The following is a 14558-nucleotide window of genomic DNA, read 5'->3' on the forward strand; positions in this document are numbered from 1 at the left end:
AAGGAAGCTATAAAAGTAAGGTAGATCATTTCTTTGTTCCTTATGGTGTAAGTAATCGCTTGATACGCTGGGGAGTTGCAAAAGAAAAAATCACAGAGCTTTATTGGTGGGATGAAATGGAGTACCAAGGTTTAACCATTGCGTTGACTCCACCAAAACATTACTCGGGAAGAGGGATATTTAATAAAAATACTACTTTATGGGGCGGTTGGGTCATCATTGGAAAAAATACAAGTTTCTATATTAGTGGGGATGGTGGATATGATGTGCATTTTAAAGAGATTGGTGAGAAATATGGACCTTTTAACGGATCTTATTGGCTTATGATCTAGACAAATATTGTATTATTTAATCATAGATCGCTGAACTAACGGTGAACGAGAGTTCAATAACAACAAGAAAAGGCAGCCGACCCTTTTGGATCGGTTGCCTTTTCTCAACTAACGGGCAGTATAATGCAATTAAAGTTATCACGTAACACTTATTTTGGTTGAATGAGACTCATTGAAAAATATCTGATGCGAATTAGAAACGCTAAAAATGAACCTTTTGAACTGTTTAATTATTACATAAATAAACAACTGAAAGGAGTCCTGCGTAGTCGATTATAGAATTTGATCACCGAAGAAGGAACTGATAAGGCTTACCGCTAACTCGGAGGTTTTGTTGCTATCGTCGAGTAGCGGGTTCACCTCAACAAATTCAGCAGACGTCACAATACCTGCTTCATGCAGCATTTCGACCGCGAGATGAGCTTCGCGAAAGTGAAGTCCACCTTTGACGGCAGTCCCTGTGCCAGGTGCCTCATCAGGATCCACAGAATCAACATCATAGCTGAGATGAACGCCATCTGTTCTTAATTTAATATAATCAATTGCTTCTTGCATCACATGTGCCATGCCTTTGCGGTCAATATCGTACATGGTAAAGCATTTGATACCAAGGGAGCGAATTAGTTTCTTCTCACCCTCATCCAGAGATCGAGCTCCGATAAGCACAATATTTTCTGGTTTCACCTTCGGATTTATACCTTTCATGTTGGTCAATAAGGGATGCCCGATGCCAAGGCTGACAGCAAGTGACATGCCGTGTATGTTTCCAGATGGGCTTGTATCTGCTGAATTTAAGTCGGAGTGTGCATCAATCCAAATGACCCCTAACTGCTTATAATGATTAGATAATCCCGCAATTGTGCCAATGGCAATACTATGATCTCCGCCGATAATGAGTGGGAAATAATCTTGGCTCACGACTTTAGAAATCTGTTCAGCTAGTTGGGTATTGATCTCAATAACCTCAGCGAAATGTTTCAAATTCGTCGTTTCCACTTGAGCATCTAAGGGAACTGCTGGTTCATTATCCAGACGAAGATCAGCAACGTGATCAACGGTATAATCCATTTGGTGTAACGACTGAAGTAACCCTGCTTCAAAAATGGTATTAGGTCCATGACTTGCGCCCCGGCGGCCTGCTCCAAGATCAAAGTTGACACTGATAGCAGCTATTTTCGGTTTGATACGCATCGGATCCACTCCTTTTGATTGAATGTTTAGATGATAAATCCTCAGGCTCCGCTCCTTTGACTAACATTCCCAATCTACATGTAACCAACATTCTTTACTATGAGCGGACAGACAATTCCCCAGTAAATGACATTCAAGCCGCTGAGACTCGACTTGGTACGGGATAACGAATAATTCAAATCCTTCACGGTTATTCTTAAATGAAATTGGTTTCCCGTGTTCGACTCCTCGAAAGTCTTGTGCACGAGCCACATCCGAGCATCTCGGTAGCCTAGCCTATTGTTATGAGCTATTGTTCTCCGAGGGAGTTTAGTGATATCGCAGGTCTCAACATGCATTGGGTAGCTAGCCCGAAGCGAGTATCTGAGAGCGATTCTTTAAACACAGATTTTATCATTATGCGGTTTTGCCTTACTCCAAAAGGCCTCTTTTGACGATGTTTATGGTGATTTTGGGTTCGATGGACATTTCGGGATATACCTTGTCCCATTGAATTGTTTTCCAATAACGATAATGATGCGCTTTTACTTCCAACCCAATACCTAAGGCATCGCAATTGGCTTGTTGCAGCTCCTTAATGACTTCCTTCGCCCTTTCGTTCAACTTTTGCTCCAATTGCGAGCCGAGCTTCTTCAGCATATCATCATCGACGTGAATAGTATCTGGCACTTCTACTAGGTTACAAGTGAAGTCGGCACTTATAACCGCCTTGACGGAGTCCTTGTCGTTTGTGACGGCAATGTTACGTTTGCCGTCTCGGTCCATGAACAGCGAAACATACATGTTTTGAGAAATGTCCTTCTCGGTGATGGTGAAGTAATCAGGGTTGAATTTCGAGAGCATGATGAAGACCATGGATGCTTTGCTGTCGAGCTCGCCGGACATCTGCTTGTTGTGGAATAGCGCGAGTCCCGTTATTTTAGCCCGATCTTCACCCTTTGGATTGACAATCGGAATCGTAGCGTCGGTACCGGTTTCCATTAACATCGAATAAATTAAATAAGGAGAGGCTTTCGGAATCAGACCGTTATCTTCGCCGCTCTGTAGCAATTCGTAAAGATACTCACTGACCATCAAGCGATCTTCCGCTTTCAATTGCAGCAACTTGCTTGCGGAATCATCCACGATGGCCATTTTGACATTGATCGGACTATGGGCTTCTCGATAATACGACTCCAGCGCGGGATACAAGCTTTTTCGTGCCAATCGTTTGTTGATGAGTAAGATGCGTGTTTTCCCGAAATCTAGATTTTGGGAAGCCGTTTTCTTAATTTCCACGTAAGCCTCGTTAATCGTCCTTCCTTCAGCGCTGATGATTGGCACAGCGACTTCGGATTGAGCTTGTTTCTTTAACTTAATGGTCGGAACGGATATAGAAAACAGAATCTTGCCGTTTTCGAGCAAGTCGTAGGCTTCTGCATCCTCGATCCGTATTTCCTTCAATTCGCGTTGGTCCCAGCACCCGGTCAACCCTGGAAGGAGGAGAACCAGGAGCAAGATTCCTATGTGCGGCTTCATGTTCGAACTCCTTTCCCCCCTGATAGCCATCTTTTAAGGTAGATCATCATCAACATCATTGCCGGGATCCCGAATGCCGCTGCTGGCCCATAAAGGGAGACGAAGCTTTGGAAGCGGGATAATTGCGAGATATCCAGCTCCCGTTGGCCAAGCACGATCAAGACAAGCGCGCTCACGAGCAGGGCCGGAAGTTTGATTCCTTTCTTGGAACTTGCGATGGCAGTCACCGAGGATACAAACAGTAACAGATAAGTAGATAATGTAGTGATAATAAACAGGATCCAAACAGCCAGCACGATGATATCCGTTCGCTCGATGAGCTTAAACGATATCGTTTTGAACTGAAACAGCAGCGGATGTCGGATGAAACTGATCATTTCGGAGTTGAAGATGACCGTCGAAGAGAACACGCAGAGCATATAGATGGCTGTGATTGTGATATTGCAGAAAATCGCAGTGCGCAAGACGGATTTAGACGGCATTTGAAAACAAGGCGAAAGAACCATAAGAATTTCTAAGCCTATAAACGACATCATACTTTGCCAAGTGCTGTAGCCGATTTTTAATAAGCCGGAAGAAAATAGAGGCATCACAAAGTGCAACTCGGCATCCTTAAGCGTATAGCAGATCAGTGCGATGAACAATGGAACGAACGCCGTGGCGAACACGGCGAAGCGGGCAAAAACACGTGGCGGATTGGAAACGAGATAAGTGCATCCGCCTACGAGCAGCAGCGCCAGCATCCAAGAAGGAGTATTCTCGTAAGCCCATAAATGCGTTATAAAAATCCAACTCGCAAGGGCTTCATAGCATATGGTAAACGAATAGACGGCAAACGCCAGAATGAATAAGCGTCCTAAGTACGGGCCGAGCCGCTGTAATAGCATCTGGAACACGGTTTTGCTCCTGTCGTGCTCGCTAAGCATCCAGACCAGGATCAATAGAATGGTATTCAATAGGCCACCCAACAAGCAGGCAATCCAGCCGTCCGACCCAGCATCGGCGTTAACCGCATGCGGGAGAGATAAGACCCCAAGACCGAATTGCGTTTGGAACAGCAGGCAGAACAACTGAATGGGACCGATGGGCATATTCACGGTCTTCATCGTTTGATGCTCCTGACCGGCAAACAGTACGGGACGCCGTATGGTTCCAGGGCAAGGAAGTGGATGAGCATGATAACAAAAACGAATACAATACCGTAAAAGCCCAAGATTGTTGCCCCGATAATAAGTGTGAACTGCATCATCGTCGTTGAGGAGCGTAATTCTGTCGATGGAATCACAAACTTCCCGATCGTCGTAAGCGCGATGATAACAATGATGATGTTGGACACGAAACCAATTTGAACGAGTGACTCACTGATGGTGATACCGCCGACGATACCCGTCATCTGGGCAAGCGTCGAGGGCAGACGGAGAGTGGCCTCAGCAATGAGCTGGAAAATCATTATCATGAGTAACACTTCAAATATCGGCGGGTAGGGTACGTTTTCCAGGGAGGCCTTGATGGTGTTAACCATCGAGAACGGAAGGACTTCATAATTGAAGCCGGAAATTGTGATATAAAGACTTGGCAGAAATATGCCGAACAGCAATCCAATTATTCTGACCATCCTCATCAATAACGAGGGAAAAGTGCCTTGTATGAGGTCGTCTGGCGTCAACATGAACGTATAAAAAGAAACGGGCAGAATAAGGCATGAACTGCTTCGGTCGCAAAGCACGCAGATTCTTCCGCGGGCCAGCAGAGCGGCCGCGAAATCAACGCGTTCCGTGCTGAGGGTTTGTGGAAAGACGGAATACTTGCTTTCCCGCAGCTGCTTCCGAATTAGGCCGGGGTGCAAGTCGTGTGATGATGACATTGATGATATACGGTTAGCTGCAATATTTACGATACCCGAATCGGCTGTTCCATCCAACCATACCATAGCGATTAGACGCTTGGCGTTCATGCCCAGCTTGAAATAACGCACTCTGAGTTCACCAGTGGACAGATGTTTGCGAACCAGATTCAGATTTGTCTGCAAATGCTCAACGAAACCGTCTCGATTGCCGGCTAAGGAGCGCTCATTCACTGGCTCCTCTGGAGAGCGACTGTTTTGCTGACTGACATCGAAGCTGTAGCAGAGACCGACTGCTTCGCTGCAGATTATGGCACTGCCTTCGAGCAGAGCGTCAACAGCATCTTGCACCGAGAGGCAGGGCTTTACTTTGGTGGCGGTCAGCAGTTCTTCCATGCGCATCGCTACTTGCCCATCATTGGACTCACGCTGTAACTGCTTAAGAAGGCTAAGTTCAATTTTTGCCTTGTCGCACATCGTTTCCAAATACAGAAGCGTGGCTTTGTCTTCGCCTATATTCAGTTCTCGAATGATAAAATCGTCGGTATGACAGAGGGCTTCTTGAATCGAAGCGATATCAACGGTTGGCAATATTTCCCCCTCCTTCTTGGCTTATAGTGACCAGAATTTAGGAATTCATGCACTGGGAGGAAATACGCTTTAAAAACGAAAAATCCTTGACCATCATAAGGCTACTGAAGAACGGGCGCATTTAGATCATATTGCCATTAAGCTAAAGGGCAGTTATGCAAGCAACAACACATAACCCTGCACCACGTATCCTAAGTGTATGTATAGGGCATTATATGAGGCATTATATGAGCATGTTTCGTGTATGGGGTGAATGATGATGATTGGAATATATGCAGCCCTTGTTATGTTCATCATATTCGGTACTATCGGGTTTTTGATGTATAGGGAGATCAAGTATATTGATCGTGAAAATGTATCCGGCTTAGCCTTCAATCAGATCAAGGCTGCAAAGCAGGTGGAAGAGGTAGCCAAGGACGTAGGCGAAAGCCTAGAAGAGCTTAGAAAGATCCATGCTGATATGGTCCAAAGGCAAGATGAAGAGAAAGTAAAGACGAAGTAAAGACGAAGGAACAAAACAGTCATTAAGCTAACGGATAACGATAGCACAATAACAGGGAGCAGATTGCCACGGCAGCTGCTCCTTGTTTTCATTCAATTAACGGGCAGATTACGTAAATGGTCATTCATGGTAAAATCCGCTTAAAAGGGGGGATAGTCTTGGATGATAATATCTGTAGAGCAGTTGCGAATGGTGATATCGAGTGCGTAAAATCCCTTTTTTTGAGAGGTATTAGTGCAAAAAATGAGTATACATAGTGGTCATTCTCAAGCACAGGAGAGCACCGGGGCTAACGCGGCCACTTCGAAATCGTCTCCGTATATAACGCTATATCGGACAAGCGTCTTTCTTGGGGATTCGACGATAGGGTTAAGTACCGCTAATCTCAATGATTGGGGGGGTTTTTATTAATTCGCCCGAACTTGACAAAACATCTGATGGAATCATCTATAATGTGACAATCAAATCTCCGGATCTCGGCTATAATTTAAGTGGTATATTATGCCGACTTTACAAAATTTATGAAGGCCCCTTTAAAACAAAAGAAGGAGATGGATGTATGGAAGTTGATATTTGGTAGCCAAAAAAACCGGTCGTCGCTAAAGGATGGAACTAAAGAGGGCTATTGGTTGAAAAGGAGAGTTGAGGGGGAGCTGAGGATGGGGAGCGGAATCGAACATGTAGATCGGAACTATATGGTCGGGAGAGAGCGGGAAGTTGAATTTTTCCTGGAGCAGCTTACCGTCAGCGACGGTACCAGACGAATTATGAATGTGTACGGAACCGGAGGAGTGGGCAAGAGCTACTTGCTGAATGAATATTTCCGTCTCTCCGCGATGGCGGATGTTCAATGTGTCGTCATGGACTGCCATGAGCTGTTGCTGGGACCGCGTGATTTTTGCTTGCAGCTGTTGCGCGCGCTGTGCATTTCCTTGTCCGAGGCGGAGAGAGCCGCGGATATATCCGAATTGACGGACGCATCTTTGAATTCGCTTCAAGAGCTGGCGAAGGAAAGGAAAGTCGTGCTTGCTCTGGATACGTTTGAAGAAGCCGGAGATATTCACCACTGGCTGCGAGAGCAATTCCTGGGGCGCTTGGACGCGGCTATTCTGGTCGTCATTTCCGGCAGATACGCCTTGCAGGGAGCATGGCTGCTGCCTTTGCCGGGAAGTCCAACCATACATCGTGTACCGATTGCCGAACTTGATTACGAGGCAGTCAGACTGTTTCTACAGCGCAGAGGTATGGGCGAGGAAGATCAGGTTCGTCGCGTGTGGGAGAGAACGAATGGCCACCCGTTGACGATGGTGTTGTTCGTCTCCACCTCAATGACCCATACGTTGCATAAAGGTTTGCTGCAGGAGGAAGAAGTTTTCAAGCATGTCGTAAACGTCTGGCTGAAAGAAGTGCCCGATCCACAAATGCGTGAATTGGTCGAGATTGCCGCGCTGCTCAGGCATTTTAATCAGGAGCTGCTCAGTTATGTGGCAGCCAAGCCAATTCTGACTAAAAATTTCCAGGAACTCGTCGATTTCTCTTTCATCCAGAGACGGGGTAGCGGCTGGATGCTGCACGATCTGCTGCGCGACGCTATCGGAAGCGAATTGCGCTTAAGGAGGCCCGATTACTACGGGGAGCTTTGGAATCGTTGTATTCGCTATTACAGCAACAAATTGAAACAGACATCGCGAAAAAAATCAGCAGACCCGGCTATTGCGGAATTCATCTACTATATCGGCAATCAATTTCTTCAATTTCTACTGTTCCGCAAGTCGATCTCCTACAGTGTAGAGCTGCTGAACCCCTATAACTGGCAGGAAGCGGAGCAGTATATTGAACATAGGAAGCGTACGGCAAAAGATGCGGTGCTCGTCTTCATGAACCGGGAGACGAAGGAACAGCAGCATTTTGTCATCTCCAAGAAAGACAGCCTCAATGTACTGAAGCAAATCCGCCTGCAGGAGCTGTACGATCTAGGCTACGGCTGCGTCAAGCTAATCAGGGATCACCAGGGGGTGATCTGCGGTGTCATGGAGATTATTCCTATCCATCAAGGTACGATACCTTATTTGCAATCAAGGCCGCTCTCGTCGGCTTACTTCAACCATTTGCCGGAGCACGTTCTGAAGGAGCTGATGGTGCCGGTTCATACGAACTCCGGGTACTTTATAAAGACGCTTGACGTCTATGACTTTGCCGATGAGCTGATGATGCAATCTTCTTTGTTCACTCTGGTTAGCCATAGTCTGGCCAATGGATACGTCGTTGCGGCTCCTATTCCAAGCCCAATCTCTCGCGCCATCATGACCAGTCTCGGCTTCGAGGAGACGACGGACGTGTTCCACTGCGATTATGACGGCATTACACAGGCCCCTTACTACATTCTGGACACGCGAGGGGGGCGAATTCAGGATTATTTGAATAAAATGTTGACTTCGTTCGGAGTGCCGTCGGAAGATGAGCAAGCGGAGAATCAGGAAGCTGAAGCGCTTAAGTGTTTGACGAAGCGGGAAAGAGAAATTGTAGAGCAGATCTCGGAGGGCTATTCCAACAAAGAACTCGCCGACCAATTGCATCTTAGCGAAACTACGGTGAAGAAGCATTTGTCGAATATTTTCCGAAAGATGGAAGTTAAAAACCGGACGCAATTGACCCATTTGTTTAGTAAAATGTCGTCAGCGACAAGAAGACGGCAATCTGAACAGTCGTCAACTTGATGTATGGCAGAGGAGCCGCCGTTATGGCGGCTCTTTGGCTTGCAAGGGGAGAGTGCCGATCATTGGTTTGCGCTAGGGAGAGGGGCGCTAGGTTCACAGAAGGCGTACTACTCAAATACAACTTTCGTATACTATTTTTCCATTTGTACGCATGATATTCTTTAATCGTTGACGGTTGCAAACGAAATTGGATTTTGAAAGGATGTGCCGTTATTGAAGGGTCGTTCATTCGCAAGGTGTCTAGCAAAGCATAATAAGTTACAATCATAAACCGTTTGTTATGGGGAGGATATGTGGATGAAGAAATGGAAGGTCGTCTCAATGGTGCTAGGCGCTTCGCTGCTGTCTCTATCGACAGGAGCCTACGCAGCGAGTTCGCTGCAACAGATTAGCGCCTACTTGAACGGAGAAGTCAAATTTCTGAAAGACGGGGCGGCTTGGCGACCGATAGATGAAGCGGGAAACGAGGTGCTTCCGATCACCTATGAAGGCACGACGTATTTGCCGCTTCGGGTTGTCGCGAATACATTCAACGTGCCTGTGTCTTTCGACGCAGCAACGAACACCATCCTGCTTGGCAAGACGGGCAAGGGTGTAACCTTCTACGATAATCGAATCAGAGCCGAGGATCATAGTCTGGAATTTTACGATATCATTGATAAACAACAGCTTGTATTCTCGGGTCAACAATACAACGGCGCTTATGCTTTTGCCGGCGGCCGCAATCTAGGAGATAGTCTGTATCTGCAATTTGATTTCGGGGAAAAGTTTAATACGCTGCATCTGAACGTCGTAGCCAAAGAAAATATGAGTCTCAAAGTATATAACGGCGATAATCAGGAGCTGACCAGTGAAATCAATCTGATCAAGGGTGAAGTCAAGGATGTAGCCGTAGATTTGCAGGGCAGCCGATATGCTAAGGTATATGGATATACGCCAACGTTCCAGGGGGGGCATTATCCGCTCATCTATGTACTGAAGGACAGCTATGTTACGAATGACCCCATTTCTTCTGCTCCGCGGCCCCAGCTGCAGAAATCTCCGTAAACGGATACGAAACCAAGCAATCCTGTGGTTCCTTAACTGGAATCATAAATCAATAGTAGAAGTGATACGATTAGCGCCAAATTTTTGAAAATTGCCGTGCTGTATCCTGTTCGCCTATGCAACCGAGGTTTGCTTTTTCTAATAAAATGGGGAGGTGTTATTATTTTTAGAAGAAACTATAAATCATTGATCTTGACATCCATTTTTCTGATGCTGTTCAGCATAATCACTCCGTATCTTGCTGTTGCTGAAAGCGATAACAATGGAGGGAGGAAATCTGTTACATTCAGCGACATTCAGTCGCATTGGGCTTACAACGAAATTATGGAACTTTCCGCAACAAATATCGTGGCTGGATTCGAAGACGGATCGTTTCAACCTACTGGCAATGTAACACGGGAGCAGTTTCTGAAAATGCTTGTAGAGCTAAGGAAATATCCGCAAAATTCCAGCTATGTTCCTTTCAAAGACGTTGAACAGGGGCGTTGGTCTGTACCCTATATAGCTGCAGGAGTAATGAACGGCATTTTGCTTCTCACCGATTTTCCAGACGGCTTTAAGCCGAGCCAGCCCATTACACGTTATGAAATGGCGGTTTGGATTGTAAGAGCGCTGCAGCTTCCGCCGCAACAGGAAGAGAAATTACTTGGAAATGTGAAGGATCAAGCGGATATTACGAGGAATCGTGACTTGATTGAAGCAGCGTTAGGAACGGAGATTATTCAAGGATATCCAGATGGTACATTCAAGGGCGGAAATAATTCTACCCGAGCGGAAGCAGCGGTTATGTTAGTACGCGCCCTTCATTATTCACCGGAGCAATTGCCGCAAGACGCTACTCGCACAATTTTTGAATTCAAATCAGAAGTGAAGCAAAGCGAGAGTACGAGTTATTCGAAACGAGACGACGTTACATGGGTCATTAACGATCCGGATTTGAAATTAGATGTTGGCGATGTGTTTATAATGCCTCCGAACGACACATATTTTGGCGGTATTGCAAAAAAAGTGGTATCCGTTAGTGAGGAGAATGGTTCCCTTGTTGTGAAAACATCAGTCCCCAAGGTTAAGGAAGTTTTTTCTAAGCTTGACATGCATACCATAGAGCCCATAAATCCAAAGATGCTCATCCCCGCCGATCCTTCTATCCAAATTAAGACGAACGATGTAGCCAAACTGGATACGTCCTTTACCTTGCCATGTTTCCCGATTGATATGAATAATCTAAATTACGAAGGAATTGTTCTCGATGCGCACATGAATTTCTGTAACTTAGGGGTAAATGCAGATCTTGGTCTTGATTTTGATTGGTTTGATTCTGATTTCTATGCCAAATTGGTGCTGATTGGAGACATCACAACGAATGTGACAGTGAGTGCTAATAAAGCATTAAACGAGCCCATATTCATTCCGTTGACGGAAGCATATTATCAGACCACTCCTATCCCTTTCGTATTTATAAAAGTACAGCTATTCTTGAGAATCGATCCTGATTTTAGAGCTTCATTAGAAATCAAATTCGAGGATCGATTCCATCTTGAAGAAGGTATGAGTTATTCGCTTAGTAATGGTTTCCAACCTATAGATAAAACAACGAATACAGCAACGTTAGATGTGAACTCCTTGTTTGATGCCAGTCTTGCTGTTGGTCCAGAATTTCAGTTGGAACTGACTTTATCAGATATTGCATATGCTGGAATTGGACTTAATCCTGGGATTAAAGCAAGCTATAATCGGTATTACGAACAGGGGCGATGTGATTCTATCGATGTTGATGCTTTTCTCAAATTGCGTGCATACGCAGGCTATGATCTGTACTTTGCAGAGGATGAATTCGAAAAGGATTTGTTTGGCAAGGATGGCTTGAATTATCCGCTATATCAGATAGATATCCATTGTCCACCACCGCCGTCGCCTAGTAACTTAAGTGCCAAATTAATTAGAGTGTACGGTGCTTACGGTTCATCTGGTCAGATTAATCAACTCTTTGTGGATCGAACCGATGTTCAACTGAGCTGGGACACCGTTAACGATGCAACGAGCTATAACGTGAAGCGTTTGGATGATTCTGGCGGTCAGCCTAAGACAATTCGCTCCAACCTTCCAAGTACTACATTTACTGATACAACAGCTCATAAAGGTAGTACGTATTATTATCAAGTTACAGCAGTGAATGATCATGGTGAAAGCACACCTCCCAGTACTTTAAAGGTTAAAGTAGTGCCTACCCCGCCTCAGAATTTAACCGCAGTATTTGACGGCTCAAATGTCATTCTCAACTGGGATTCAGTTGGCAGCATACTCAGTGGCTTCCCTAGGTATAACGTAAAGCGAGCTGAAGGTTCCAGCAATGATTATAAGACGATAGCAAATTATATTGACGCTACTACGTTCACGGATAAATCGGCTTCTTTCCTTAACGGATATAGCTACATCGTCACAGCAGAGGATAGTAGCGGAAAGAGCGAAGATAGCAATGCGGTATATGTTTTTTTGAGTAACATAGTAGAAATAGAGCCAGCACCAGGAGTTAATCTACCAAAAGTACCCTTAGACCTATTGGTCAAACCGGCTGTTCCTGGGAATTTCAATGCAGATACAAACGTAGGTAGCGGGAAAGTTATCCTCAGTTGGAACGCGGTTGTAGGCGCAACAGGCTATAACGTAATGCGCTCGGACGCTGCGAACGGTACGTACCAGACCATCGGTTCCAAAGTTAGCGGTACGACTTTCACAGATACAACAGCCGCAATTGGTACAACGTACTACTACAAGGTCACAACAGTGAATAATAATGGTACTCAAAGCAACGCTACTCCTATCAAATCGGCTACACCGAGTTTTGGTATAAGGTAACTTACGTCAATTTGACCGAGTCTTAGATTGAATATTGAATTGAACCTTTACACATTTTAAAAGTGCAGTTTCTCGAAGTTGAGGAATTGCACTTTTTTAATCAATTGGGCTATTCGGCGCCCTTGGATCCAAGTTAACCATTACACTAGTGCAGAACGATAGTTCAATCAATTGAAACGGGATAATCACTACCCGAATGCTTTACTGTTATGTACGATAATCATAACTTTCACGACGCTAAGGTCTTAACCAGTCAACTGAACACTCACAAAGCACGAAGGTTGTTGCATTCAGCAGCTCCACTCTAAAAACTTTTAGAGGATAAAAATGTACATTAGAAAATCAATAAATTTTATACTATCTACAAGCTCTGTTAAAAGCAGGGTATATTAGTAATCATTAAGGTGAAACTTCGTTGGTATTCTTTATTCGCAGAACGATAGTTCAACACAAAACGGCTGCCGCAAGGCAGCCGTCATTGCGCTAACGGGCAGATTAATGCAACTTCCAAGTAATGGAATCGTATAAAGTATGACGACAGAGGAGGGAAATTCGTGAAATTAAAAACAAAACTAATTACCATTACAGTTACATGTTTAGTTGGGGCAAGTATATTTTCTATTTCCGCACTAGCTGATAAAGATGTAGCCTCTCTGAAAGCTCTAGCTAAGGTAGCTAAGGATAAGGAACATATTGAGCACAATTTATTGGACGCGATGCCTGACCAAACAAGAGAGGACAAAGATGCAAAAAACCAACAAGGTATTAAAGTTAAGAGTCTCGGTAATGAAACAAGAAAGCTCGAACTAGAAGCTGATCCTGACGATACTGAAAATTTCGCCAAGCGATTAGATGAAGCCATTGAAAACTATTCAATGGGTGTCAATGAATTTAAGGATGCTGCGAAAAGATATAACGACGATACGTATCTCAAAAAGGCAGAAGAATCAGAAAAAATGATCGAACGATTTAAAAAAGGAAGAGAAGAATACCAAAAAAATGAAAAGAACGTACATCAACTCCGTCTAGAACTTGATCTTCCTGTACAATAGTTTATTCTCTCCGTAACTAAGCTAACGGTGAACGATAGCTCAATTGGCAAAGCAAAATGATAGTCAAGATAAGGGATGATTGCTTGGACGATTACGTTGGAATAATTATAGCATTGTTGCTAGGAGTTGGATTTTTCTTTATACGGAAATCTAAATTGTATAAAAGGAATTTGACAGCACGATTGACAGGCTACGCTCTTATATTAATGAGTGTTATCCTTGTTTTTGTTGTTATCATAGCGTATCTCTCTCAAGCATCACACGGATATGGACACTAGATGTTTTTACGCTAGAGTTTACGTGAGATAAATCCTTAATACTGAGGGACAGAAAACGTTTGTTCAATAAGAATCAGTTCGAGGCTGCCGGCATGAATCGGCAGCCTCGTTAAAGTAACGGGCAGGATAGTTGAACGGAGTATGATATAATCCTTCTGCGGGGAGATGATACAATGTCTAGTACAGAATGGATTACTGAGCTTTTGGAGAATGAGAATCTTTCATACGTAAAACAAGCAATCAGTCGCATTGAAAACCCAGAATTATTGCATGCCATCGCACTGAATTATAATTGGGATAACGGTTTTGAAGTGCCTAACTGGATAGTGGAAAATGGAAACTGCGAGTTTGGAACAGCACTATTGTTGTTCTACAGGGCTGACGGTTACATACTCTTAGAGACTAATAAGGATATGACAACAGGACAAACAGAATGGGTTGCATTCGTAAGTAACCTTTTAAACAAATTAATAAATAATTATTTTAGTATATCGAAAGTTCCTTACCAACCAGAGTTGACTAAAGTACAAAAATACAAATTAATAAAGGCTAATCCAAACATACCCGAAATCATTTTTGATGGGGTCTAACCACTGTTAACCATTCAACTAACGGATAACTTTAGTTCAAT

The 14558-nt window shown here is 44.2% G+C and carries 10 protein-coding genes and 1 pseudogene; 7 read left to right on the forward strand and 4 right to left on the reverse strand.

All coding sequences use genetic code 11. The features are described 5' to 3' along the window. Positions 1–11: 11 nt before the first annotated feature. Positions 12–308: pseudogene (locus AC58QG_RS15930) on the forward strand (MBL fold metallo-hydrolase); the annotation flags it as partial. A gap of 297 nt (positions 309–605) precedes the next feature. Here AC58QG_RS15930 and rocF read toward each other — a convergent pair. The 4 genes from rocF to AC58QG_RS15950 all read right to left on the reverse strand — a co-directional run bounded on the left by rocF (position 606) and on the right by AC58QG_RS15950 (position 5475). Continuing rightward, positions 606–1517 (reverse strand): arginase, encoded by a 912-nt coding sequence (gene rocF / locus AC58QG_RS15935; protein WP_497363460.1) that lies wholly within the window; start codon positions 1515–1517, stop codon positions 606–608. A 417-nt stretch (positions 1518–1934) separates the two neighbouring features. Then, on the reverse strand, positions 1935–3041 hold the full coding sequence (locus tag AC58QG_RS15940; RefSeq protein WP_497363101.1) for a Ger(x)C family spore germination protein: 1107 nt from the start codon (positions 3039–3041) through the stop codon (positions 1935–1937). Beyond that, the gene (locus AC58QG_RS15945; protein WP_497363102.1) at positions 3038–4147 is read right to left on the reverse strand and encodes a GerAB/ArcD/ProY family transporter; all 1110 of its coding nucleotides are present in this window, start codon (positions 4145–4147) and stop codon (positions 3038–3040) included. Before AC58QG_RS15945 ends, AC58QG_RS15940 begins: the two co-directional genes overlap by 4 nt. Continuing rightward, the gene (locus AC58QG_RS15950; RefSeq protein WP_497363103.1) at positions 4144–5475 is read right to left on the reverse strand and encodes a spore germination protein; all 1332 of its coding nucleotides are present in this window, start codon (positions 5473–5475) and stop codon (positions 4144–4146) included. The genes AC58QG_RS15945 and AC58QG_RS15950 overlap by 4 nt, the downstream gene beginning before the upstream one ends. Positions 5476–5728: 253 nt before the next feature. Here AC58QG_RS15950 and AC58QG_RS15955 point away from each other — a divergent pair, with 253 nt between their 5' ends. From AC58QG_RS15955 to AC58QG_RS15980, 6 genes are all read left to right on the forward strand, one after another. Next, complete coding sequence (locus tag AC58QG_RS15955) at positions 5729–5977, forward strand: hypothetical protein (RefSeq protein WP_497363104.1); 249 nt, start codon at positions 5729–5731, stop codon at positions 5975–5977. 659 nt (positions 5978–6636) lie between these two features. Further along, positions 6637–8694, forward strand: coding sequence for a response regulator transcription factor (locus tag AC58QG_RS15960; protein WP_497363105.1), 2058 nt, complete (start codon positions 6637–6639; stop codon positions 8692–8694). 297 nt (positions 8695–8991) lie between these two features. Further along, positions 8992–9741, forward strand: coding sequence for a stalk domain-containing protein (locus AC58QG_RS15965; protein ID WP_497363106.1), 750 nt, complete (start codon positions 8992–8994; stop codon positions 9739–9741). 186 nt (positions 9742–9927) lie between these two features. After that, positions 9928–12597: an S-layer homology domain-containing protein gene (locus AC58QG_RS15970; RefSeq protein WP_497363107.1), complete on the forward strand. Its 2670-nt coding sequence runs from the start codon at positions 9928–9930 to the stop codon at positions 12595–12597. A gap of 554 nt (positions 12598–13151) precedes the next feature. Continuing rightward, positions 13152–13649: a hypothetical protein gene (locus tag AC58QG_RS15975; protein WP_497363108.1), complete on the forward strand. Its 498-nt coding sequence runs from the start codon at positions 13152–13154 to the stop codon at positions 13647–13649. Between the two features lie 451 nt (positions 13650–14100). Next, entirely contained in the window at positions 14101–14517 is a 417-nt protein-coding gene (locus AC58QG_RS15980) for a DUF4274 domain-containing protein (protein ID WP_497363109.1), read from the forward strand. Positions 14518–14558: the final 41 nt, after the last annotated feature.

Source organism: Paenibacillus sp. J22P169, assembly GCF_059691995.1.

What these genes read in the sequence shown, in the direction of transcription:
- AC58QG_RS15940 (WP_497363101.1), bottom strand. Translation starts at nt 3,041, where the DNA reads ATGAAGCCGCACATAGGAATCTTGCTCCTGGTTCTCCTCCTTCCAGGG.
- AC58QG_RS15945 (WP_497363102.1), bottom strand. Translation starts at nt 4,147, where the DNA reads ATGAAGACCGTGAATATGCCCATCGGTCCCATTCAGTTGTTCTGCCTG.
- AC58QG_RS15955 (WP_497363104.1), top strand. Translation starts at nt 5,729, where the DNA reads ATGATGATGATTGGAATATATGCAGCCCTTGTTATGTTCATCATATTC.
- AC58QG_RS15960 (WP_497363105.1), top strand. Translation starts at nt 6,637, where the DNA reads ATGGGGAGCGGAATCGAACATGTAGATCGGAACTATATGGTCGGGAGA.
- AC58QG_RS15965 (WP_497363106.1), top strand. Translation starts at nt 8,992, where the DNA reads ATGAAGAAATGGAAGGTCGTCTCAATGGTGCTAGGCGCTTCGCTGCTG.
- AC58QG_RS15980 (WP_497363109.1), top strand. Translation starts at nt 14,101, where the DNA reads ATGTCTAGTACAGAATGGATTACTGAGCTTTTGGAGAATGAGAATCTT.